This is a genomic window from Phytohabitans flavus (assembly GCF_011764545.1).
Classification (GTDB): Bacteria; Actinomycetota; Actinomycetes; order Mycobacteriales; family Micromonosporaceae; genus Phytohabitans; species Phytohabitans flavus.
This window is the reverse complement of record NZ_AP022870.1, coordinates 8,341,652-8,364,567: the sequence shown is the minus strand read 5'-3', so window position 1 is coordinate 8,364,567 and position 22,916 is coordinate 8,341,652. Positions and strand designations below refer to the sequence as shown.

18 protein-coding genes and 4 pseudogenes are annotated in these 22,916 nt (G+C 71.2%); 11 read left to right on the top strand and 11 right to left on the bottom strand.

Annotation, left to right across the window (positions count from 1 at the left end; translation table 11 throughout):
• Positions 1 to 202 precede the first annotated feature (202 nt).
• The 8 genes from Pflav_RS37155 to Pflav_RS46685 all read left to right on the top strand — a co-directional run bounded on the left by Pflav_RS37155 (position 203) and on the right by Pflav_RS46685 (position 7,365).
• On the top strand, positions 203 to 391 hold the full coding sequence (locus tag Pflav_RS37155) for a DUF1918 domain-containing protein (protein WP_173041308.1): 189 nt from the start codon (positions 203 to 205) through the stop codon (positions 389 to 391).
• Between the two features lie 49 nt (positions 392 to 440).
• Positions 441 to 1,604 (top strand): class I SAM-dependent methyltransferase, encoded by a 1,164-nt coding sequence (locus Pflav_RS37150; protein WP_173041307.1) that lies wholly within the window; start codon positions 441 to 443, stop codon positions 1,602 to 1,604.
• A gap of 11 nt (positions 1,605 to 1,615) precedes the next feature.
• Positions 1,616 to 2,092: a Cys-tRNA(Pro) deacylase gene (gene ybaK / locus Pflav_RS37145; RefSeq protein ID WP_173041306.1), complete on the top strand. Its 477-nt coding sequence runs from the start codon at positions 1,616 to 1,618 to the stop codon at positions 2,090 to 2,092.
• Between the two features lie 261 nt (positions 2,093 to 2,353).
• The gene (locus tag Pflav_RS37140) at positions 2,354 to 3,460 is read left to right on the top strand and encodes a sugar ABC transporter substrate-binding protein (protein ID WP_173041305.1); all 1,107 of its coding nucleotides are present in this window, start codon (positions 2,354 to 2,356) and stop codon (positions 3,458 to 3,460) included.
• 167 nt (positions 3,461 to 3,627) lie between these two features.
• Positions 3,628 to 4,479 carry an ATP-binding cassette domain-containing protein gene (locus tag Pflav_RS37135; protein ID WP_197939039.1) on the top strand — a complete coding sequence of 284 codons (852 nt, stop codon included), beginning with the start codon at positions 3,628 to 3,630 and terminating at the stop codon, positions 4,477 to 4,479.
• On the top strand, positions 4,476 to 5,732 hold the full coding sequence (locus Pflav_RS37130) for a sugar ABC transporter permease (protein ID WP_173041303.1): 1,257 nt from the start codon (positions 4,476 to 4,478) through the stop codon (positions 5,730 to 5,732). The genes Pflav_RS37135 and Pflav_RS37130 overlap by 4 nt, the downstream gene beginning before the upstream one ends.
• A gap of 34 nt (positions 5,733 to 5,766) precedes the next feature.
• A complete protein-coding gene (locus tag Pflav_RS37125; protein WP_173041302.1) occupies positions 5,767 to 6,951 on the top strand; it encodes an ROK family transcriptional regulator in 1,185 nt (394 codons plus the stop codon).
• A gap of 123 nt (positions 6,952 to 7,074) precedes the next feature.
• On the top strand, positions 7,075 to 7,365 hold the full coding sequence (locus Pflav_RS46685; RefSeq protein WP_232072348.1) for a DUF1707 SHOCT-like domain-containing protein: 291 nt from the start codon (positions 7,075 to 7,077) through the stop codon (positions 7,363 to 7,365).
• 33 nt (positions 7,366 to 7,398) lie between these two features.
• Here Pflav_RS46685 and Pflav_RS37115 read toward each other — a convergent pair.
• From Pflav_RS37115 to Pflav_RS37095, 5 genes and pseudogenes are all read right to left on the bottom strand, one after another.
• Positions 7,399 to 8,553 (bottom strand): annotated as a pseudogene (locus Pflav_RS37115) (MFS transporter); the annotation flags it as partial.
• Complete coding sequence (locus Pflav_RS37110; RefSeq protein ID WP_173041300.1) at positions 8,550 to 9,125, bottom strand: ArsR/SmtB family transcription factor; 576 nt, start codon at positions 9,123 to 9,125, stop codon at positions 8,550 to 8,552. The pseudogene Pflav_RS37115 and the gene Pflav_RS37110, both read right to left, overlap by 4 nt.
• 45 nt (positions 9,126 to 9,170) lie before the next feature.
• A complete protein-coding gene (locus tag Pflav_RS37105) occupies positions 9,171 to 10,910 on the bottom strand; it encodes an ABC transporter ATP-binding protein (protein WP_173041299.1) in 1,740 nt (579 codons plus the stop codon).
• Between the two features lie 7 nt (positions 10,911 to 10,917).
• Positions 10,918 to 12,615 (bottom strand): annotated as a pseudogene (locus Pflav_RS37100) (ABC transporter ATP-binding protein); the annotation flags it as partial.
• A gap of 67 nt (positions 12,616 to 12,682) precedes the next feature.
• Complete coding sequence (locus Pflav_RS37095) at positions 12,683 to 14,116, bottom strand: DUF6318 family protein (RefSeq protein ID WP_173041298.1); 1,434 nt, start codon at positions 14,114 to 14,116, stop codon at positions 12,683 to 12,685.
• Between the two features lie 230 nt (positions 14,117 to 14,346).
• On the opposite strand from Pflav_RS37095, the gene Pflav_RS37090 reads away from it, so the two are divergent.
• Positions 14,347 to 16,068, top strand: coding sequence for a substrate-binding domain-containing protein (locus Pflav_RS37090; protein WP_173041297.1), 1,722 nt, complete (start codon positions 14,347 to 14,349; stop codon positions 16,066 to 16,068).
• Between the two features lie 5 nt (positions 16,069 to 16,073).
• Here Pflav_RS37090 and Pflav_RS37085 read toward each other — a convergent pair whose 3' ends face one another.
• From Pflav_RS37085 to alr, 5 genes and pseudogenes are all read right to left on the bottom strand, one after another.
• The gene (locus Pflav_RS37085; protein WP_173042850.1) at positions 16,074 to 16,328 is read right to left on the bottom strand and encodes a hypothetical protein; all 255 of its coding nucleotides are present in this window, start codon (positions 16,326 to 16,328) and stop codon (positions 16,074 to 16,076) included.
• Between the two features lie 69 nt (positions 16,329 to 16,397).
• A complete protein-coding gene (gene rimI / locus Pflav_RS37080) occupies positions 16,398 to 16,838 on the bottom strand; it encodes a ribosomal protein S18-alanine N-acetyltransferase (protein ID WP_173041296.1) in 441 nt (146 codons plus the stop codon).
• A pseudogene (gene ung, locus Pflav_RS37075) lies at positions 16,835 to 17,499 on the bottom strand (uracil-DNA glycosylase). Before ung ends, rimI begins: the two are co-directional and overlap by 4 nt.
• 88 nt (positions 17,500 to 17,587) lie before the next feature.
• Positions 17,588 to 18,723 (bottom strand): annotated as a pseudogene (locus Pflav_RS37070) (alpha/beta fold hydrolase).
• Positions 18,720 to 19,895: an alanine racemase gene (gene alr, locus Pflav_RS37065; protein WP_173041295.1), complete on the bottom strand. Its 1,176-nt coding sequence runs from the start codon at positions 19,893 to 19,895 to the stop codon at positions 18,720 to 18,722. Before alr ends, Pflav_RS37070 begins: the two are co-directional and overlap by 4 nt.
• Before the next feature lie 42 nt (positions 19,896 to 19,937).
• Here alr and Pflav_RS49185 point away from each other — a divergent pair, with 42 nt between their 5' ends.
• Together Pflav_RS49185 and Pflav_RS37060 are read left to right on the top strand one after the other, a co-directional pair.
• Positions 19,938 to 20,135, top strand: coding sequence for a glycosyltransferase (locus Pflav_RS49185; RefSeq protein WP_269474575.1), 198 nt, complete (start codon positions 19,938 to 19,940; stop codon positions 20,133 to 20,135).
• Between the two features lie 26 nt (positions 20,136 to 20,161).
• Positions 20,162 to 20,908: a glycosyltransferase gene (locus tag Pflav_RS37060; RefSeq protein ID WP_269474574.1), complete on the top strand. Its 747-nt coding sequence runs from the start codon at positions 20,162 to 20,164 to the stop codon at positions 20,906 to 20,908.
• Between the two features lie 525 nt (positions 20,909 to 21,433).
• On the opposite strand, the gene Pflav_RS37055 is transcribed toward Pflav_RS37060, so the two are convergent.
• A complete protein-coding gene (locus tag Pflav_RS37055; RefSeq protein ID WP_173041294.1) occupies positions 21,434 to 22,867 on the bottom strand; it encodes an NAD(P)H-hydrate dehydratase in 1,434 nt (477 codons plus the stop codon).
• Positions 22,868 to 22,916: the final 49 nt, after the last annotated feature.

Sequence of the window (22,916 nt, the reverse complement as noted above, 5' to 3'; positions counted from 1 at the left end):
ACCGGGCGGTGCCGTCGTCGCGGGTGCCGGCGTGCCCGAGAGCTAGCACCCTCGGTTTGAGAGTGCTAACCCGCAGGTTATGCCGGTATCTAGCACTCCGTCAAGGAGAGTGCCAGCGTGCCCCGAACCGATGGCGTGTCGGCGTGTTTTACGGCATGGTCTTAAGGACACCCCGCAGCCCAAACCGCGCGGAGGCGATGACATGCAGGCCACAGTCGGTGACCGCTTGCACGTACACAGCAACACGGTCGGTGCCAGCGACCGGACCGCCGAGATCGTCGAGGTTCGTGGGGCCGACGGCAGCCCGCCGTACCTCGTCCGCTTTCCCGACGGCCGCGAGAGCCTGGTCTTCCCAGGCACAGACTGCGTAATCGAGTCCACAACCCGCTGACTCACAGCCCGCTGGCGGGCGCCCCACTCCCGGCCCCGACAATCGGGCGGTGAATTCCGAGCAGCTCGCCGCGCTGCGTACCCCGGAAGGGGTGAAGGCCCTCGCGACGGCGGCCGAGCTGGCCGGCGGAGATCCGCTGGCCGCGGCCGCCGCGCTCCGGGGCTCCGGCGTGCCCGCCGACCTCGCCGCCGCCGCGCTCACCCAGGCCGAGCTGCGGCGGCGGGCGGTCGGGAAGTTCGGTGCCGACGCCGACCGGATGTTCTTCACGCGCGCCGGGCTGGAGCAGGCGACGCGGTCCGCGGTGGCCAGCCGCCGCGCCGCCCGGTTGCGCGCCGCGGGGGCGCGCACGCTCGCCGACCTCGGTTGCGGCATCGGCGCGGACGCGATCGCCGCCGCACGTGCCGGCATCGAGGTGTACGCGGTGGAAGCCGACCCGGGCACCGCGATGGTTGCCGCCGCGAACGCGGAGGTGCTGGGGCTGGCCGGGATCACCGTAGTAACCGGTGACGCCACAGCCGCCGACCTGTCCGGCGTGGACGCGGTCTTCTGCGACCCGGCGCGGCGGCGGGAGGGGCGGCGGGTCTTCGATCCCGCGGCCTACTCACCGCCGTGGGACTTCGTCGCCGCCCTCCCCGAGCGGGTCCCGCGTACCGTGCTCAAGCTGGCGCCCGGCATCGACCACGGGCTCGTGCCACCCGGCGCGGAGGCGGAGTGGGTGAGCGTACGGGGTGAGGTGGTGGAGGCGGCGTTCTGGTGCGGGCCGCTCGCGGAGGTGCCACGCCGGTCCACGCTGCTCGGGGTGGCCGAGCTCACCGGCTCGGGCGAGGCGAAGGCGCCGGTGGGGGCGGTCGGGCCTTACCTGTACGACCCGGACGGGGCGGTGGTCCGCGCGCACCTGGTCGCCGAGTTCGCCGCGGCGGTGGGCGGGCACCTCGCCGACCCCGAGATCGCGTACGTGTACGCCGACACACCCGCGCCGACCCCGTACGCGCGCTGCCTCAAGATCGAAGAGGTACTGCCGTTTTCGCTGAAACGGTTGAGGGCGCTGCTCCGCGCGCGGGGTGTCGGGCGGCTGGAGATCCTCAAGCGCGGGTCCGCCCTGGAGCCCGAGCGGCTCCGCCGTGACCTGCGACTGGCAGGGCCGGCCGCGGCGTCGCTCGTGCTGACCCGGGTGGCCGGTGCGCCGACCGCCCTGGTCTGCGAGCCGGTATAGCCTCGTCCTCCGTGGCAGGTCAGGGCACCCCGGCGACGTCGCTCCTCACGAAGCAGAAGGTCGCGCACACCACCCACCCCTACTCGGTGTCGCCCGACTCGCCCAACTACGGCGCCGAGGTCGCTGCCGCGCTGGGCGTACCGGCCGAGCGGGTCTTCAAGACGCTGGTCACCGAGGTGGACGGCGCGCTGACCGTCGCGGTCGTACCGGTCACCGGCGACCTCGACCTCAAGGCGCTCGCCGTGGCGGCGGGCGGCAAGCGGGCGGTACTCGCCGACCGGGCGGTGGCCGAGCGAACCACCGGATACGTGCGGGGCGGAATCAGCCCGCTCGGGCAGCGCAAGCGCCTGCCCACCGTCGTCGACACGACCGCCGCCGACTACGAGACGATCTATGTTTCCGCAGGTCGCCGGGGCCTTCAGGTGGAGCTGTCGCCGCACGACCTGGTGCGGCTCACCGCCGCGACACTCGCCGTGATCCGCGCCTGATCGATTTCGTCCGTTTTGCCCCTTCGTGGGGCCAGAGTGACGGCTGATCAGTCGGGCGTGATCCACGAACGGCCACATGTCGATCACGTTGCCGAATTGTTATCGCTGCCAACAAACTCGTGGCGTCAGCGGTCTTGTGGGATCGCTCTCTGCCGGAATACGTTGCCGGACACAACAAAAGTACGTGCCCCACGACGCTCACCGCGCCACGACGCGCGAAACACCCACCAACACCCACATTTCGATGAAAGGGCCCATGCAATGCGCAAAGGGATCCTCTCCATCGCTGCCGCCAGCCTGTTGGCAGTAGGGTCGCTCGCCGCGTGTGGCGACGACTCCGGCAGTGACACCGGCTCTGGCACCAACGGCGGCGGCAAGACGCCGAAGATCGGCGTGATCCTCCCCGACAGCGCGTCCTCGGACCGCTGGGAGACCGCGGACCGCAAGTACCTCCAGGAAGCCTTCACGGCCGCCGGCGTGCAGTACGACATCCAGAACGCCCAGGGTGACAAGAACACCTTCCAGACCCTGGCCGACCAGATGATCACCAACGGCGCGACGGTCCTCATGATCGTCAACCTCGACTCCGGCACCGGCAAGGCCGTCCTCGACAAGGCCAAGTCGCAGGGTGTGGCCACGATCGACTACGACCGGCTGACGCTGGGCGGCTCCGCCGAGTACTACGTCAGCTTCGACAACGAGGCCGTCGGCAAGCTCCAGGGCGAGGGCCTGGTCAAGTGCCTGACCGCCGCCAACGCGCAGAAGCCGGTCGTGGCCGAGCTCAACGGCTCGCAGACCGACAACAACGCGACGCTGTTCAAGAACGGCTACGACTCGGTGCTCAAGCCGAAGTACGACGCCGGCGAGTACGTCCAGGGCCCGGACCAGTGGGTTCCGGACTGGGACAACGCCCGGGCCGGCACGATCTTCGAGCAGATGCTGACCCAGACCGGCGGCAAGATCAACGGCGTGCTGGCCGCGAACGACGGCCTCGGCAACGCGGTGATCTCCATCCTCAAGAAGAACAAGCTGAACGGTCGAGTCCCGGTTACCGGCCAGGACGCCACCGTTCAGGGCCTGCAGAACATCCTCGCGGGTGACCAGTGCATGACCGTCTACAAGGCGATCAAGAAGGAAGCCGACGCGGCCGCCGAGCTGGCCATCGGCCTGGCCAAGGGCGAGCGCAAGAGCACCTCGCAGACGGTCAAGGACCCCGAGGGCGGCCGGGACGTCCCGTCGGTGCTGCTGACTCCGGTGGCGATCACCAAGGAGAGCGTGAAGGACGTCATCGCTGACGGCTTCGTCACCAAGGAAGAGCTGTGCACGGGCAGCTACGCCGCCGCCTGCACCCAGGCCGGCATCAGCTGACCTGAGCTACGGTCGATCTAGGGCATATCGGCGTCGACCGATCGGTCGGCACGGTATGCCCTAGGGCCCTGCCCTGACGGTCTTTGCCAAGCCGAGACAGGACTCAGGCGGCGACCCGCGGTTCTCCAACGCCGCCGGTCGCCGTCTGAACCGTCCTCGGCCAGCGCATCGGTGGGACACCCGGCCCTGGATCAACGCCAAAAGGAGATGGCACCGTGACACCGCTGCTTGAAGCGCGCGGGATCGTAAAGCGGTTCGGCCCCGTACAGGTCCTGCAAGACGTGGATTTTTCCGTACCGCCCGGCGAGGTCACCGCGCTCGTCGGTGACAACGGCGCCGGCAAGTCGACGCTGGTCAAGTGCATCAGCGGGATCTATCCGAGCGACGAGGGCGAGTTCCTCTTCGAGGGCAACCCGGTCAGCATCCATAGCCCGCGGGACGCCGCCACGCTCGGCATCGAGGTCGTCTACCAGGACCTGGCGCTCTGCGACAACCTCGACATCGTCCAGAACATGTTCCTCGGCCGGGAGAAGCGTTCGGGCCTCGTGCTGGACGAGCCGACCATGGAGCAGATGGCCGCCAAGACCCTGGCCGGCCTCTCCGTCCGTACCGTGAAGTCGCTCCGCCAGCTCGTCGCGAGCCTCTCCGGTGGCCAGCGGCAGACGGTGGCGATCGCCAAGGCTGTGCTCTGGAACAGCAAGCTCGTCATCCTGGACGAGCCGACCGCCGCGCTCGGTGTGGCGCAGACCGCTCAGGTGCTGGAGCTGGTCCGGCGGCTGGCCGACAACGGCCTCGCCGTCGTCCTGATCTCGCACAACATGAACGATGTCTTCGCGGTCTCGGACAACATCGCGGCGCTGTTCCTCGGCCGCATGGTCGCCCAGGTCCGTACGACCGACGTCACCCACGCACAGGTGGTCGAGCTGATCACCGCCGGCCGTAGCGGAAACCTCGGCCTGCCCCCGGCGGAAAACGGCCACGAGCTCATGGAACCGACCATCCCGGGAGCCAAGGAATGACCATCACGGCGCAACAGATCGAACCGGCGGCCGTGACGCCGAAGCCGACGGTGGCCACCATCGCTCGGGACTACGTCGCCCGGATCCGCGGCGGGGATCTGGGCGCGTTGCCCGCCGTGCTCGGCCTGGTCGTGCTCTGTGTCTTCTTCGGCATCATGCGGCCGGCCTTCTTCTCGGCCGGCAACTTCGCCAACCTGTTCACCCAGGGCGCGGCGGTCGCCGTCATCGCGATGGGCCTTGTCTTCGTGCTGCTGCTCGGCGAGATCGACCTCTCGGCCGGCTTCGCGAGCGGCGTGTGCGCGGCGGTCCTGGCGCAGGTCGTGGCCGTGCAGGGCTTCCCCTGGTACGTCGCGATCCTGGCCGCCCTCGCGACCGGCATCGTGATCGGCCTGGTGCTCGGCTTCCTGGTCGCCAAGGTCGGCATCCCGTCGTTCGTGGTGACCCTCGCCGCGTTCCTCGCCTTCCAGGGCACGGTGCTGCTGCTCATCAAGGGCGGTACGAACATCTCCATCGGCGACGAGGTGATCGTCGCGATCGAAAACCGCAACCTTCCGCCCTGGCTGGGCTGGGTCCTGGTGATACTGATCGCGGGCGGCTACGCACTGGTCCAGCTGATGAGCCTGCGCCGGCGGCAGGCGCGAAACCTGGTCACCGAGCCGCTGGCAGTGGTGCTCGGCCGGATCGCCGGGTTGACGCTCATCCTCGCCCTCGCGGTGTACTTCCTCAACCTCGAGCGGAGCATCAACCCGATGATCAACTCGCTCAAGGGTGTACCGATCGTGGTGCCGATCATCGCGGTACTGCTGATCGTGTGGACGTTCGTCCTGCACCGCACGGCGTACGGGCGGCACATCTACGCGGTCGGCGGCAACCGGGAAGCAGCACGCCGGGCCGGTATCAATGTGGACAAGATCCGCATCTCGGTCTTCGTGATCTGCTCGTTCATGGCGGCGATCGGCGGCATCATCGCGGCCAGCCGGGCTCGCTCCGTCGACCCGAACACCGGTGGTAGCAGCGTGCTGCTCTACGCCGTCGGCGCGGCGGTCATCGGCGGTACGAGCCTCTTCGGCGGCAAGGGTCGCGTACTCGACGCGGTCCTCGGTGGCGCCGTGATCGCCGTGATCGACAATGGCATGGGCCTAATGAACCTCAGCTCCGGCCAGAAGTTCGTCTTCACCGGTTCGGTACTGCTGCTGGCCGCCGGCGTGGACGCCCTGTCCCGCAGGCGGGCGGCTGCCACGGGCAATAGGTAGCGCCCTTAAGTCGACTGGGGAGGCTGGGCAACGGATGCGCACGGGACCAAGCCAGGAGGAGGTGCGCCGGCAGAACCTCGGTGCGCTCCTTCGGTACGTGCACATCCACGGCCCGACCTCGCGCGCCGAGCTCACCTCTGAGCTGGGCCTCAACCGCAGCACGATCGGGGCGCTGACCGCCGACCTGGCCGCTGCCGGCCTGGTGACGGAGGCGGCGCCGCGGGAGACCGGCCGGGCCGGACGACCATCGCTGGTCGTCCGGCCGGAGTCGGAGCGGGTGTACGCCTACGCGTTCAGCATCGAGGTGGACCTGCTGCGTGCGGCCCGGGTGGGACTGGGTGGCGAGGTGCTCGACCACCGGGTGGACGACCGTCCCTCCGGCCTGCCTGCGGCCGAGGCGGTCCCGCTGCTGGCCGAGTTCGTCAAGGACCTACAGCAGTCGGTGCCGGACACGGCGTTGTACGTCGGCGGCGGCGTCTCGGTGTCTCGCATGATGCGGCGGGCCGATGGCAAGGCGGTGCTGAGCGGGGGCACCGACAGCGCCGCGGTGGCCGAGCCGCTGGGTGCGCTGCTCACCGGCGAGCTTGGCGCCGAGCGGCCCATCGTGGTCGGCAACGCGGCCGACGTGGCCGCGCTGGCCGAGCACGCCAGAGGCACGGCAGTTGGTTGCGACAACGTTATCTATCTCCATCGCGATGCCGGCGTCGACGCCGGCATCATCGTCGGCGGGCGGCGGCTGACCGGCCACGCCGGACAGAGTGGACAGGTCGGCCACATGGTGGTGCTGCCCGGCGGACGGCCCTGCAACTGCGGCTCGCGCGGCTGCTGGGAGACCGAGATCGGCGACCGCGCGCTGCTCCATGCCGCTGGGCGGGACGGCGACGGTGGCCGGGGCGCGGCGCTGGCCGTGGTCGACGCGGCCTCCCGAGGCGACGCGAACGCCCAGGCGGCGGTACGGCAGGTCGGCGACTGGCTCGGCTTCGGCCTGGCCAACCTGGTCAACATCTTCGACCCCGAGATGGTCATCTTCGGCGGTACCCTCCGCGACGTCTACCTCGCCGCCGCGGCCCAGGTGCGCAGCCGGCTCAACTCCATGGCCCTGCCCGCCGCCCGCGAGCACGTCCGCCTGCGTACCCCGCAGCTCGGCGAGGACGGCGCGCTCATCGGCGCCGCCGAGCTGGCGTTCGAGCGCCTACTGGCTGATCCCCTCTTGAGCTGAGCGCTGGTCCCTCGTCGAGCTGAGCCGGGGCTACCCTGTGGCCGTGAGCGAGCGGAGCGAGCGAACCATCAGGCACAGGGCGCTTGGAGCCGCACGGCCGCCCGCAGCGAAGCGAGGACGGCCGTGAGCGAGGATTTGCGGGCGTCCGATGAGGACAGGCACCGCGTCGTGGATGCCCTCCAGCGGCACACCGAGGCCGGGCGGCTGACGCTCGACGAGTTCACCGAGCGGGTGGACAGCGCCTACGCGGCGCGGACGCTCGCCGAGCTCTCCGCGGTGACCCGCGACCTACCCGCCGAGCCCGTCACCACCCCGGCCGCTCCGGACACCGGCCGCCGGGACCTGCTCGTCATCTTCGCCATCGCCGCTGCCGCGCTCGTCCTGCTGCTGGTCTTCATGGGGCTGACCCGCTGAGCGGTCCATCTCCCGCCACTCCGGAAGTGCCAACGGCGCCAGCGTCACCGCGAGGTAGAGCGCGCCGAAGAGCAGCAACGACACGGTCAGCCCGAGCCACTCCACCGACCAGCCGCCGAGCAGCGCGCCGAGCGGGATGCCACCCCAGGCGATGGCCAGCGTGATGCCCAGCACCCGGGCGCGCATCGCCTCGGGCACCCGCTCGTACTGCATCGCGCTGAGCACCGGGTTGACGCCGGCGATCGAGAAGCCGGCGAGGAGCACGACCGCGTAGACCACCCACGTGTCGCCGCCCAGCGCGAGCGCGACGAAGCGGGGCGCGCCGCCGATCAGCATGCCGATCACGAACGTGCCGTACCGCGGCAGGCGCGGCGCCACCACCGCGAAGACCAGGCTGCCGGCCACCGCGCCGACGCCGAAGAGGCCGAAGAGCAGCCCGAGCGCGGTAGCGGAGCCGGCCACGTCACGAGCCCAGACCGGCGCGAGCACCGCGGAGTACGACTGGTCGATCAGGTTGGTCACGAAGATCATGACGGCCAGGCCGAGGAGCAGCCGGTCTCGACCGATGAACTGCCAGCCGGCTCGCAGCGCCCGCAGGTACGGCTCGTGCCGCCGCTCCGCCTCGGCGCCCGGCACCAGGACGGCGATCAGGACCGCGGCGACTCCGAACGAGGCGGCGTCGATCAGCAGCACCACCGTCGCGTCGAAGGCGGTGACCAGCAGGCCGGCCGCCGGCGGGCCGAGGAGCGTGGAGAGGCGGAACAGGCCATCGTGGAGGCTCGTCGCGCGGGTCACGTTGATGCCGGCCGTGGCGATGGTCCGGGGCAGCAGCACGCGCTTGGCCGAGTCGCCGAAGCCGCGCAGCGTGCCGAGCAGCGTCACGATCGCGACAAGCCCGCCGTAGCTCAGCCCAGGGCCGTGGTGCAGGAGGGGGATCGCCGCCACCGCCACCGCGCTGCCGAGGTCGCCGAGCACGCTCACCCGCCGGTGGCCGAGGCGGTCGAGCAGCGGGCCGCCGAACGCGCAGACCAGCACGTACGGCAGCATCTCGGCGAATGCCACGATGCCGGTGCGGGCCGCGCTGCCCGACGTGACGAGCACGAACCAGGGCAGCGCCACGAACGACATCCGGGTGCCGATGAAGGAGACTCCCTCGGCGGCGAGCAGGCCGGCGAAACCCCGTTTCATCCGTTGTCCAGCGGCCTTACGAAGGGCATCAGCTGCACCTGGAACTGGACGATCTCGGTGCCCTCCGGCGGATCCGGCTCGGAGTGCTCGCGGTAGCGCTCGACCACGGCGAGCAGCTCCTCACGCAGCCGCCCCGCCTCGTCCGGCGTCAGCCGGAGCGTCGTGCTGCTGAGCGTGCTGCCGGGACGCCACTCCTCCGGCAGCACCTGCGTCTCACCGAGCCATCGCTCCATGGTGTCGGCGTAGGTGGCGGCCACCGCCCGCATGTAGGTCTCCGCGTCGCCCGGCGCCTGCTTGACCGTCTCCTGGTCGAGCACCGTGCCCTTGTGGGCGGCCCGCCACCAGCGCTCCCGACCCACCCCGCGGCCGGTCTCCTCGACCACGAACCCATACGCCGCGAGCTGCCGCAGGTGGTAGCTGGTCGCGCCGGTGGAAAGGCCCAGACGCTCGGCGAGCGTGGTGGAGGTGGCCGGCCCGTCCTGCCGCAGCAGCCCGAGGATGCGCACCCGCAGCGGATGCGCCACCCCGCGCAGCGACGTCGGATCGAGCCGGACCCGATCTTCCCTAGACATGTTTGCAAACCTAGTCTTGCAAAGACTCCTTTGCAAGACGGTCTTCTATGACCCGTGCCAGCTCCGCCACAGCGCCGCGTACGAGCCACCGGCCGCGACCAGCTCGGCGTGCGAGCCGAGCTCGGTGATCCGTCCGTCCTCGACCACGGCCACCCGGTCGGCGTCATGGGCGGAGAAGAGCCGGTGCGCGATCGCGATGACCGTGCGCCCCGCCAGCACCGCGGCGAGCGAGCGCTCCAGGTTGCGGGCCGCGCGCGGGTCGATGAGGGAGGTCGCCTCGTCGAGTACGAGCGTGTGCGGGTCGGCCAGGACGAGCCGCGCGAGCGCCAGCTGCTGCGCCTGCGCGGGCGAGAGCGGGTGCCCACCTGCCCCCACGACCGTCGCCAGTCCGTCGGGCAGGGTGCCGGCCCACTCCAGCGCGTCGACCGCGGCCAGCGCGGCGCGTACCTCCTCGTCGGTGGCCGACGGGCGGGCCAGCACCAGGTTCTCGCGGAGCGTACCGATGAAGACGTGGTGCTCCTGGGTGACCAGCGCGACGTGCGAACGCAACTCGTCCAGCGGCAGCTCGACAAGCGGCGCGCCGCCCACCGTCACCGAGCCGGTGCGCGGGCCGTGGATGCCAGCCAGCAGCCGACCGAGCGTCGACTTGCCCGCGCCGGACGGTCCCACCATGGCCAGCCGCTCCCCCGGCGCCACCGCGAGCGAGACACCGTGCAGCACGTCCCGTCCCACCACATAGGAGTATCGGACGTCGCGCGCTTCGACGTCCTCGCCCTCGGGCCGCACGCCCGACGCTGTGCGGTCCTCCGGCACCTCGGAGACGCCCAGGATGCGGGCCAGCGAGGCGCCGCCGACCTGGAGCTCGTCCAGCCAGGAGAGGAAGCGGTCGAGCGGGTCGACGAGCAGCTGCACGTACAGCGTGGCGGCGGTCACCTCGCCGAGCGATACCCACCCCTCCAGGTAGAACCAGCCGCCCACGACGAGCGTGGCGACGACCGGCACCACGTACGACACCTCGGTCAACGGCCACCAGACCGTGCGCAGCCGAAGCGTGTACCGCTCGGCCGCGTACTGCCGGCGGATGTCCTCGTTCGTGCGCCGCCGCCGACGGTCCTGCCGGCGCAGCGCCTCGGTCGTGCGCGAGCCCTCCACGGTCTCGGTGATCCCGTCGGTGATGTCCGAGTACGCCGCGTTCTCCCGCAGGTAGCCGTCGGGCGCGTAGCGCAGGTACCACCGCGTACCCACCCACAGGGCCGGCACCGCGACCAGGCAAGGCAGGCCCAGCAGCGGGTCGACGAGCAACAGCGCGCCGATCGCGAACGCGCCGGTCGCCAGCGCGATCAGCGTCTCCGGTACCGCGAAGCGCACCGACTGGGACAGCGCCGCGACGTCACGCGAGGTGCGGGTCACCAGGTCACCGGTGCCCGCACGCTCCACCGTGGACAGTGGGATGGCGAGAATCCGGTCGACGAAGTCCTCCCGCAGCTCGGCCAGCACCCGCTCGCCCAGCCGCGCGGAGGCGATGTGCGCGAACCGCGTGATCACCGCCTGCACCACCACGAAACCAGCGATGACCAGCGCGATCCGGTCGACGGTGACGGTCGTGGTGCCGCGCTCGATCGCCTCGACAAGGTCGCCGATGAGGCGCGGCGCGGCCAGACCGGCGACCGCGGCGAGCACGTGCAGGCCGATCGCGCCGGCCAGCGCGGCGGGGTGCCGGCGCATCAGCGCGCGGGCGTACCGCCGCACCTGCCGCGCGTCCGCGATCGGCAACGCTGTACTCACGAGTCCTCCCTCGGGTCACCACCGCGGCGTACCGCGGCTCGGTCTCCAGCAGTTCGGCGTGGCTGCCCTCGGCGGCCACCTTCCCGTCCTCGACGAACACCACGTGGTCGGCGCGGTCGAGCATCAGCGGGCTCGTCGTGCAGACCACCGTGGCCCGCCCGGCCCGCGCCGCACCCAACCGCGCGGCGATCCGCGCCTCGGTGTGCGCGTCCACCGCGCTCGTCGGCTCGACGAGCACGAGCACCTGCGGGTCGGCCAGCAGCGCCCGGACCAGCCGCAGCCGCTGCTGCTGACCACCGGAGAACTCGCGGCCGCGCTCGGCCACCACCGTGTCCAGCCCGTCGGGCAGGGCGTCGACGACGTCGGTCGCGCTCGCGGCCGCCAGCGCTGCGGCGATCCGCGTGTCGTCGACCTCGCCGCCCAGGCCCGCGAGCTCCTCCCGCAGCGGGCCGGAGAAGAGACGGTCGTCGTTGTCGGCCACCAGGATCCGCTTCCGCACCGTCGCCAGCGACAGGTCCCGCAGGGGTACGCCGGAGAGCGTCGCCTCGCCGTCCACGTACCGCCCGAGGCGGTCAGCGATGGCGGCCGCGTCCTCGGGCGTGTGCGCGGCGATCGCGGTGAGCCGGCCGGGACGGATCACGACGCCGGACTCCGCGTCGACAAGGTCGCCCTGGCCGTCGGGCAGCGTCGCAGGCTGGGCCGGCTCGGCCAGGTCGCGCCGCAGCGCCAGCATCGCCACCACCCGCCGCGCGGCCACGTGCCCGCGAATCAGCTTGTCGATCGCCTCCGTGATCGTCCGAAGTGGAGCGATCAGGAACGACGCGTACCCGTAGAAGGCCACAAGCTGGCCAGGCGTGATCTCACCGCGCAGCGCGAACCGGGCGCCCAGCCACACGACCAGTACCACGAAGGCGCCCGGCACGAGCACCTGGGCCGCCTCCAGCATCGACTCGACCCGCGCCACCCGTACCCCGGCGGACCGCAGCGACTGGGACTCGGCGCGGTAGCGCGCCGCGAAGGTCGCCTCGCCGCCCACGCCGCGCAGCACCCGCAGCCCGGTGACGATGTCGCCGGCCCGGCTGGTGAGCTTGCCCTGCTGCTCGCGGTATGCCTGCTGGCGGCGGTGCAGCGGCCGGATCAGCCCGCCCACGAGCGCCATCAGCAGCGGCACGCCGAGGATGACCACGAGGCCGAGCGGCACCGACGCGCCGAAGAGGATCGCGGCGATCGTGATGATCGCGACCACCGCGCCGGAGCCGCGCGCCACCACGTCGAGCGCGCTGCCGATGTGGTTGATGTCCGCGGTACCGATGCTGACCACCTCGCCCGTGGCCAGTCGCTTCGGCAACGTGGCGCCGAGGCGGTTGGCCTGCGCGATGGTGATCTGGATGGTCCGGTACGCCGCCGTGAGCCAGTTGAACGTCGCGAACCGGTGCCGGATGATGCCGGATGCCGCCTGGACAAGGCCGAGTCCGAGTAGGACGGCGCCCCAGGTCAGCAGCGCGCCACGGTCGCGGTCGGCCAGGCCGGCGTCGACCGCCTTGCCGATCACCGCTGGCATCAGGGCCTGGCTGACCATCCACACGACGCCCCAGCAGATGCCGCCGAGCATTGACGGCCACGCACGCACGGCCAGCCACCACAGGAATCGGGTGGGTGACCGGTGATCGGGCGTGCCGGGATCGTCGACCGGTAAGGAACGCATAGTAACGGTGACGCTACGAGATCAACTCTCCACAACGCCACCGATTTTCGCTGCTCGCGGCCCCTCCTCAGCCCACGCAGCCCGCCGTGGGTACGCCCACGACCCGCCAGCGGTCGCTGGTCCAGTCGAGGCTCACCATGCAGTTCGCGACCGTCAGGCCGGGCAGGCTGTCCCGCTCCACGCCGGTACGGTCGAGCGTGGCGCGCGGGCTGCGGTCGAGCGTCGCCTCGAAGATCGGACTGTCGAGAGTGAAGAGTCCGTTGGTGGCGACGTTACGGACCACGTACACGCCACCACTCATCGAGCCACCGTCGCCGTATGCGCCGTCGACCGTCTCCACCATCCGGTCGCACTCCCGGCAGCCCGGGCCGGCGGCCGCCTTCATCGGCGAGGTGTCACCACTACCCTGCGCGTAGTTCAGCAGCGCGAACCAGTACCGGACGAACTCGACCCCGCCCTCCCGCGTATGCGCGCTGGCGGCAGCCGGCATCTGTGGCGGCTTGACCGTCCCGGCCGCCGAGGCGGCACCACCGGGTGAGCCGCTGGGCGTACTGGTGCCCTCGCCGTCCTGGTCGCTGGCCGGCTGCCACGGGCGGGTCACGGCGAACGCGCCGAGCACCAGCGCGAGCACCAGGCCGAACACGATCCCCATGCGGGCCGGACTCCCGAGAAGCCAGGCGGGTCCACGCCCTCCTCCCGGGCGGCGACGGGTCCGGACCGGGGTGGCATCGATGGCCAGCTGCCCCGCGGGTCCCACCGCGACCGGCGCCGACTCCAGCCGCGCGGCCAGCGCGCCAAGCTCGTGGCCAATCTCCGCGGCGGACGGGCGCGAGCCCGGGTCGGCGCGCACGCACTCCTCGGCGATCATCCGCAGCCGCGCCGGCGGGTCGCCGGGCAGCATCTCGGCGAGCATCGCGCCGAGCGCGTACACGTCGCTGGGCGGCACCGGGATCGCGCCTTCGGTCACCTCCGGCGCCCGGTACCGTCGCCGTTCGAAGGGCTCTGGGTAGCGGCGCCCAGCCCGTACCAGAAGCATCACCGAGAAGTCGGTGACGCGGGCCGGACCCTCCCCGCGCGGCGGAACCACCACATTGGACGGCTTTACGTCGCCGTGCACGACGCCCAGCTGGTGCGCGGCGCTCAGCGCGTCGGCCACCGCGGCCCCCACCGCGGACGCGCTGCCGGCGTCGAGCGGGCCCTCACGCGCGAGCCGGCGACCCAGGTCCACCCCCGGCGCCAGCTCCGTCACCAGGGCCAGCGTCCCCTCTTCCGCCACGATGTCGAGCAGCCGGGCAATGCTCGGATGCCACAGCATCTTGAGCTGACCTTGGGCACGCACGAACCTGTCGACCAGCCGCGGATCCGCGGCGAGGTCGGGATACAACAGTTTGACGGCAACGGTACGGTCAGTGCCGAGATCGAGCGCTTCCCATACCTCGCCGGTATCTCCACCGGCCAGAAACTCATACAGCCGGTAACGGCCTCCTACCGTTCGAGTCACCTACACGTCCCCCCAATATGACCATTGGCCTGCAGGATCGTGACCGTCATGGCCACTAACCCAACCCCCCGGGACCGTATGTTCGTATCACTGTGCAACCAACACGGCGATAAGTCATCTATCGGTACGCAGTGCGACGACCGCCTCGCTGGAGGTCATCGCGGAGTGGGGGGTGAACTGTCATGGCGGAATCCGTGCTCCGGCACCGGCGCGCAGGCCGCAGCGGCCGGATGGCAGTGACCGCGGGCGCTGTGGCGCTCGCCGTCGGCGGCGGCACAGTGGGCTACTTCCAGCTGGGCGGTGACGAGGAGGGCTGCACGGGCGCGCCGGTCGAGATCAGCGTGGTCGCCGCACCAGACCACTACCCCCTCGTCAACGAGCTCACCGACAAGTGGAGCGACGCCGGCCCAACCGTTGGCACCCACTGTGTTTCCGCCACGGTACGGGCGATGCCGTCCAGCGCGGTGGCCGCCTCGATCGGACCGGGCTGGGACGAGGCCCGCGACGGTCCCCGCCCCGACGTCTGGATGCCCGACTTCAGCGCCTGGCTGTCGCTCGCCGCGGGACGGCCGGACGCGGCGAGTGTGCTGCCGCAGGAGAAACCACCGAGCCTGGCGACCACGCCGACCGTCATCGCCATGCAGCGGCCGATGGCCGAGGCGCTCGGCTGGCCCGAGCGGGCGCTCGGGTGGACCGAGCTGGTCGGCGCGTTCCAGGGCGGCAAGACCTGGACCGACTACGGCCACCCTGAGTGGGGCGCGCTGCGGCTGGGCATGGCCGACCCGACCCGCTCCGGCGCGGGCCTGGCCGCCGCGATGACGATCATGGATCCGGACAACAACCAGCAGCAGACCAACGAGGAGCTGTACATCGCGCTCTCCGCCTCGCAGCTCACCACCATCAGCGCCGAGGATCCGGCGGCGCTGCTGCGCGAGTACGCCGGCGTGGGCAACGACGACATCCCCACGCTGCCGGCCGCGATCCCGGTATTGGAACGCGAGCTCGCCGAGTACGCGGAGGCGTCGCCGACGGTGCCGCTCGTGCCGATCTACCCGAAGGAGGGCGCGGCCTACGCGGACTACCCGTTCGCCGTGCTGCGTGCCCCCTGGGTCGACGACGTGCGCCGGCAGGCGGCCGCGGCCCTGCTCGCCCACCTACAGAATCCGGAGAGCCGCCAAGCGTACGCGGCGGCTGGCTTCCGGGACTCCGGCCACGCCACCCGCGACACCGGGCTGATCAATCCAGACCGCGGCTTCCGGGTTACGGTGACCGGGCGCGAGCGCACCGCCAGCGCACAGGCGCTCACCCAGATGCTCGGCGTGTGGGGCGTGCTCCAGCGCTCCAACAACGCGCTCCTGCTGCTCGACGTGTCCGGCTCGATGAACGACCCGGTGCCCGGCACGAACCAGACCCGCCTCCAGCTCATCCAAAAGGCCGCGATCGCCGGTGCCGGGCTGCTCAACAACGGCACGGTCATCGGCTTGTGGGCGTTCGCCACGGACCTGACTCCGACCACCGACTATGTGGAACTCGTCGCGCTCGGCCCGGCCGGCGGCAACCTCGGCGGCGTCCCCCGCCGGCAGGCGGTCGCGGGTGCGGTGCAGGGCCTGCGCGCCGCTGGCGACACCGGCCTCTACGACACGATCGGCGCGGCCTACGACCAGATGCAGAAGGCGTGGAAGCCGAACGCGCAGAACATGCTCGTGGTGATGACCGACGGCAAGAACGAGGACGAGTCCGGCCTGTCGCTCGAGCAGCTACTCGACAAGCTGAAGGCGTCAGCCCGCGCCGACCGCCCGCTGCCCATCCTGGCCATAGCGGTCGGGCCGAAGGCGGACGCGACGGCGCTTGAGCAGATCACGAAGGTCACCGGCGGCCGCACGTTCCTCGAACGCAACGACGTGAGCGCGATCCAGCAGATCATCCTCGCCTTCGCCGGCCGCGTCTCCTAGCGCCGCTAGCGGTCGACCTGGGTGAAGTCCCAGACGTGCGGTGCCCGGGCCACCAGCTCCTTCGGTGGGTCGGGCAGCGGGATCGGGGAGCTACGCCACTTCGATATGACCACGACGCGGTTATCGGTAGAGGAGAACACCTCGCTGGAGATGTGGAGCGGCTCCACCTCGATCCGCGGTACCGCCGTGTCGCACACCCACGAGATCAGGTCGGCCAACTTCGCGGCTTCGCCGCGTACCTCCCACATCCGGACGATCACGTCGCCGGACACTACACGCTCACCGCGCTCAGCGTGAGCGCCCAGCGGCCACCATCGCACCGTTGTCGGTCAGTCATCGTGCCTCATCATCACCAGGGCGTCGGTGTTGCTCGGTTGGTAGTACCCGCGGCGGAGACCGACCGCCTCGAATCCGTAGGCGCCGTAAAGCTTCTGCGCCGGTCCATTGTCGACAGCCACTTCGAGGAGCACCTTGCGTACGCCGCGCCGGGCCGCCTCCGCCAGCAGCGCCTCCAGCAACGTGCGCCCGATGCCCCGGCGCTGGGCGTCACGGCGCACCGCGATGTTCTGCACCCACGCCTCGTCGGGTGGCTGCACGGTGAGCCCCGCGTACCCGAGGATCTCCCCCTCGTCGCCGGTCGCCACGAGGTAGTGGTGGCCATTGGCCAGCTCGTTCCAGAACATGGCCGCCGACCACTGCTCGGCACCGAAGAGGTCGGCCTCGATGGCCAGTACCTCCTCGATGTGCCACCAGCGAAGCGGCTGAATCATAGGCGGGACCAGTCGATGGGGGCAGGCCGGCGTCGGCAAGGGCCTTGTTCGTGGCGCTGAACGGGCGGCTGCCCAGGAAGCCGCGCGGGTTCATCGGGCTTGGGTGGCCGGCTTCGAGCACCACGTGCGTCGAGTTTGTCACCAGGGCGCTCTTCTTGCGGGCATAGCCGCCCCACAGCAGAAACACCACGCGCTCCTCGCGGTCGTTCAGCGCGCGGATCGTGGCGTCGGTGAAGTCCTCCCAGCCCCGGTTGGCGTGCGACCCGGGCGTTCCGGCGCGGACCGTGAGCACCGCGTTCAGCATGAGGACGCCCTGTGCGGCCCAGCCGGTGAGGTCACCCGAGCGGGACGGCGGCACGTCCAGGTCGGCGGCGAGCTCCTTGTAGACGTTGCGCAGCGACGGCGGGACCGATACCCCCGGGCGGACGCTGAAGCTCAGCCCGTGCGCCTGGCCCGCCTTGTGGTACGGGTCCTGCCCCAGGATCAGCACGCGGCAGTCGTCCGGGGCGCAGAGCCGGTACGCCGAGAAGAGGTCCTCCAGCGGCGGAAAGCACGGGCCGGCCTGGTACTCGGCCTCGACGAAGGCGCTCAGCTCGGCAACCCGGTCCGAGTCGACGTATCCGGCGACCGCCGAGTGCCATGCCGCCGGAAGCAGCGCCATCAGGTCGAGTGTCACAGTTCCTCCACGCGTGCCATCCAGTCCCCATTGAGGGGTACGAGCTTAGCCAGGGACACAGTGGACAGGATCGTCACGCGGTCAGCTTCTCCAGGAACGAGATGAGCACCGCATTGACCTCGTCGGCGTGTTCCAGCATCACCACGTGACCGCTGTCCGGCACCTTCACGAACTCGGCGTCCGGCAGGTGTCGCAGGATCTCCTCGGAGTGGTTGACCGGCGTGATCATGTCCCGGTCGCCGACGATGACCAGCGAGTGCGCGGAGCGCAGCGCCTTGAGCGCGGGGTAGCGGGCGTGCGTGTAGAGCGTGCGCAGGTAGCGGGCGACAGTCTCGGTGGAGGTGCGGGAGTTCATCTCCTCCACGTAGGACACGAGCGCGGGGCTGGGCTTGGGGTCGCCGAAGCCATACCGCCGGGTGAGCAGCCAGGCAAGGTCGGACGAGGCGCTCCGGGCCCGGTCGATCACGCCGCCGCTGACCCGGGTAGCGCTGTTGACCAGCGGGAGCAGCGGTGTGCCGGCCTTGGAGATCAACGCGGGCAGCCCGAACTTGGTCTCCTCCAGCCGGCCGCCCGAAGTGGACATCAGCACGGTCGCCACGACCCGGCTGCCGAAGTACTCCGGGTGCTGCTCGGCGAAGGCCATGATGGTCATGCCGCCCATCGAGTGGCCGATCAGCACGATCGGGCCATCCGGCACGGTCTCGTCGAGCACGTGCTTGAGGGCCTCACCGAGCGCGGGCAGCTCGTACTCCCCGGACTCCAGCTTGCGGGAGCGGCCGTGCCCGGCTGGTCGTAGAAGACCATCCGGTAGTCGCCGCGGCGGGTCAGCTCCTTGCGCTGGAAGTGGAACGTACCCATGTCGAGGCCGAAGCCGTGTATGAAGACGAGCGTCGGCTCCAGCGAGGTCATCGCCCCGGTCACGTCGGCGACGAAGTCGGCGTCCAGCTCCACTCCGTCGGTGGGCTCGACGATCTCGACGTACAGGTCGGTGCCGTCCGCGGCGGTGACGGTCAGCGCCTCGTCGTACGCGAGTTGGCCGAAGTCCTCCTCCGCGTACGGGTCGTCCGGCGCCCGCTTCGAGCGGCGCACGAGGGCCCGCTCGGCGACAACGCCGGCCGCCACACCCACGGCGGCGACGCCCACGACCGCGCCCAGCAGGCCGGCCCGCCTGCGCATCGACCGGCTGGCCAGGCCATTCAAGACGCTCATCCCCATGTACCTCCGGCGTCAGCGGTGAAGGCGGCCGCTCCGTCGTAGTGGCGAGGTACCCGCACACCCCCGAAGCGGGTGACTATCTCGTAGTTAATTGTGCCGGCCGCCTCAGCCCAGTCGTCAGCGGTGGGCTCGCCGTTGGCGCCGCTGCCGAAGAGCGTCGCCACGTCGCCCGGTGCCACCTGGTCGTCGCCGCAGTCGAGCACCACCTGATCCATGCAGACCCGGCCGGCGATTCGCCGTATCTTGCCGCCCAGCTCGACGGGTCCGGAGTTGGACGCGTGGCGCGGGACGCCGTCCGCGTACCCGAGGGGGACGACCGCGAGCGTGGTTTCCCGCTCGGTGTGGTACGTGTGGCCGTAGGACACGCCCTGCCCGGCCGGCACCCGCTTGGTGAGCGCCACCCTCGCGCGGGCGGTCATCGCCGGGCGCAGCCCGTAGCGCTCCCCTTCACCGAGCCCGCCCGTGCCGGTCCGCGGCGACGGCGAGAGGCCGTAGATCGCGATGCCCGGCCGCACCAGGTCGAAGTGGGTGTCCGGGCGGGTGAGGGTGGCCGCCGAGTTGGCGATGTGCTTGTAGGGAGCGTCCACACCGAGGCGCTCGGCGGTCGCCACGCCCTCGCGGAAGACGTCGAGCTGGCGGTCGATCGTCTCGTGGCCGGGCGCGTCCGCGTACACGAAATGGCTCCAGACCCCGACGGCCTCGATCCATCCGTTGGCCTCGGCCTTCGCGGCGGCCTCGACCAGCGCCGGCCAGTCGGCCGGCGTCGCGCCGCCGCGCGAGAGGCCCGTGTCGATCTTCAGGTGTACCCGCGCGGGGCGGCCAGCCGTGCGGGCGGCGCCGATCATCTCGCCGAGCTGGTCCAGGCTCCCGACCCCGAGGTCGATGCCGGCCGCGATCCCCTCGTGCAACGGCAGCCCCGGCGCGAGCAGCCAGGCGAGCACCGGCGCGCTGATGCCGGCTCGCCGCAGTGTGAGGGCCTCGTCGAGGGTGCAGACGCCAAGCCAGCTCGCGCCAGACTCGAGGACCGCTCGAGCCACCGGTAACATGCCGTGCCCGTAGGCATCCGCCTTGACCACCGCCATGACCTCGGCGGTGGTGCCGTCGCGCAACACAGCCATGTTGTCCCGTATCGCGTCCAGGTCGACGCGGACTTCGGCCTGCCACATGCAGATCAGCCTACTGGCCCGCGAACCCGTAACATCCTGTACATGCTCCTGTCGGTCGTAGTGCCGTGCTTCAACGAGGAGGCATCCGTCGAGCGGCTCCACGCTGCTGTGACGGCAGCCACCGCGGCGCTGACTACGGAGATCGAAATCGTCTTCGTCGATGACGGCAGCGACGACGGCACGCTGGTGGCGCTCCGCGGGCTGGCTGCCCGGACGAATCGGTCAAGTACACATCGCTGAGCCGTAACTTCGGCAAGGAGGCGGCCATGCTGGCCGGCCTCGAGCGGGCCACCGGCGACGCCATCGTGATCATGGATGCCGACCTCCAGCACCCGCCACACCTGCTGCCGCGCATGGTCGAGCTCTTCGATCAGGGGTACGACCAGGTGATCGCCACCCGCGACCGGCGTGGCGACCACTTCTTCCGCACGATCGCCTCGCGGGCGTTCTACCGGATGATCAACCGCCTGGTCGACGTGCAGCTCACCGACGGCGCCGGCGACTTCCGGCTGCTCTCCCGGCGGGCCGTGGACGCGATCCTCTCGCTGCCTGAGTACAACCGCTTCTCCAAGGGCCTCTACTCCTGGATCGGCTTCAACACCGTCGCGTTCGCCTACAAGAACGAGGCGCGGCAGGGCGGCCAGAGCAAGTGGACCATCGGCAAGCTCTTCAACTACGCGCTCGACGGGCTGCTGTCGTTCAACAACCGGCCGCTGCGCCTGGCGATCTACGCCGGGCTGACGCTGACCGTGCTTGCCGTGGCGTACATGACGTGGGTCGTGGTCAGCGCGCTCGTGCGCGGCATCGACATGCCCGGTTACACCACGATCATCGTCAGCGTCATCGGGCTGGGCGGCATCCAGATGATGATCCTCGGCATCATCGGCGAGTACATCGGCCGCCTCTACTACGAGGCCAAGCGCCGGCCGCACTACCTGGCCAAGGAGACCGAGGCGTCGAGTGTGCGGCCGCCGAGCGCCCGCCAGCCGTCCTCGGAGTCCACGCACTCCTAGAAGATCAAATTCAAGATCAAAATTTGGGCTACCGCGATGCCCGCGGTGGTCCAGACCGCTGCTCCCGCAGCCTCACCCATATGGGCCGGCCGGCAACGACCCCCCACACATCGACCCCGGTCCACGATCTCGATCACCCGCCGACAGCCCACCGGCCGAGTTAGGCAGCAAAATCCCTGATTTTGTTGCCTCAGACCGCCTTGGAAGCAACAAAATCAGGGATTTTGTCTGGATCTTGACGCGCCCCGCAAGGCGGCGAAGGCCGCGAAGGCCCGGCCCCGCGGGTCGGGTGGGCTCGGCGACGGCGGTCGCCCTCGATCGAAGAACAGCCTCATCGTCCGTGCCCTGGCGCCGCGTCCTGATCATGGCCCGGCGGCCGGGCCGGATGCGGTCCGGGAGGCCGCCTACTTCGCCAAGCGGCTCGGGTTGGATTGTGAACCGCGGAGGGTGAGGCCGCGGGAGCGACGGTCCGGACCACGGCGGAGGTCGCGGTAGCTCAAATCTTTCAAATCTCTATGAAGATGGTCAGGACGAGGCGGGCACGACGTCGCTGAGCGCGGCGGCCACGTCGGGCGCGGTCACCGGACCGCGGCGGGCGGCGTCCCGTCCGGCCAGACCGTGCAGGTACGCGGCCGCGACCGCCGCCCGCTCCGGTGAGACCCCGGCGGCCAGCAGCGAGCCGAGCAGCCCGGCGAGCACGTCGCCGGTACCGCCGGTGGCCAGCGCGGGGGTGCCGGTCGGGTTGGCCCACGCCCGGCCGGCCGGCGTGGCGACAATCGTGCGGTCGCCCTTGAGCAGGACGACCGCGTTCATCGACGAGGCCAGCCGGAGCGCGGCGCCGACCCGGTCGGCACCGGGCTCGCCGCCCGCCAGCCGCGCGAACTCGCGATCGTGCGGGGTCACCACGGTCGGCGCGTCGCGGCCCCGCAGCTGGTCGGTCATCGAGCCGTTGACAAGCAGTGTCAGCGCGTCCGCGTCGAGCACGACCGGGACCGAGGTGGCCAGCACGGTACGCAGCTCGGTTGCGGCCGCCTCGCCGGTGCCGAGGCCGGAGCCGCACACCCAGGCCTGCACCCGTCCGGCCTCCGCCACCCGCTCGGTCGCGATCACGGACGGATAGCGGCGCAGCACGTGGCTGGCGGCGCCGCCCGCGTAGCGCACCATGCCGGTCGGCCCGGCCAGCGCGCCGCCCACCGAGAGCACGGCCGCGCCCGGGTACATCGCCGAGCCGGTCGCGATGCCGACGACCCCGCGGGTGTACTTCTCCGAGGCGGCTTCCAGGCGCGGCCACCACTCCTCGATGTCCGGCCACTCCGGTACGGCCAGCGCGGCGTCCGCCCGCAGCCACGGCCCGAGCCCGATGTCGACAAGCTCCACCTCGCCGGCGTACGGCGCGGCCGGCCCGACCACCAGCGCCGGCTTGAGGCAGCCGAACGTGACGGTCACGTCTGCCCGCACCACCGGCCCGCTCAGCGCGCCGGTGTCCACGTCCACCCCGCTAGGGACGTCGACGGCCACGATCGTGGTACCCCGCGCTTGGAGCAGCCGCACCGCGGCCTCGGCGGCGGGTCGTAGGCCACCCGAGCCGCCCAGCCCGACGATGCCGTCGACGGCGAGGTCGAGATCGCGGGGCACGGCGTCGACCACCCGGCCGCCCGCCTGTTGGAGCGCGGCCAGCCCGCCCTCGTGTACCCGCTCCGGCGCCAGCAGCAGCGCGGACACGGCGACACCCCGGCGGGCAAGGTGGGTACCGGCGTAGAGCGCGTCGCCGCCGTTGTTGCCGGGGCCGACGAGCAGCAGGACGCGGGCGCCGTACACACCGCCACGCTCGGCGAGCAGGAGCGCGCAGCGACGGGCCAGCCCGGCGGCGGCCCGGCGCATGAGCACGCCCTCGGGCAGGGTGCGCATGAGTGCCTCCTCGGCCGCACGCACGTCGCTGACCCGCCAGGCCCGCCTCATCGCCCCACCTTCGCCCGCTCGCACGCCGCCGTCGCGCGAAGGCACGGCC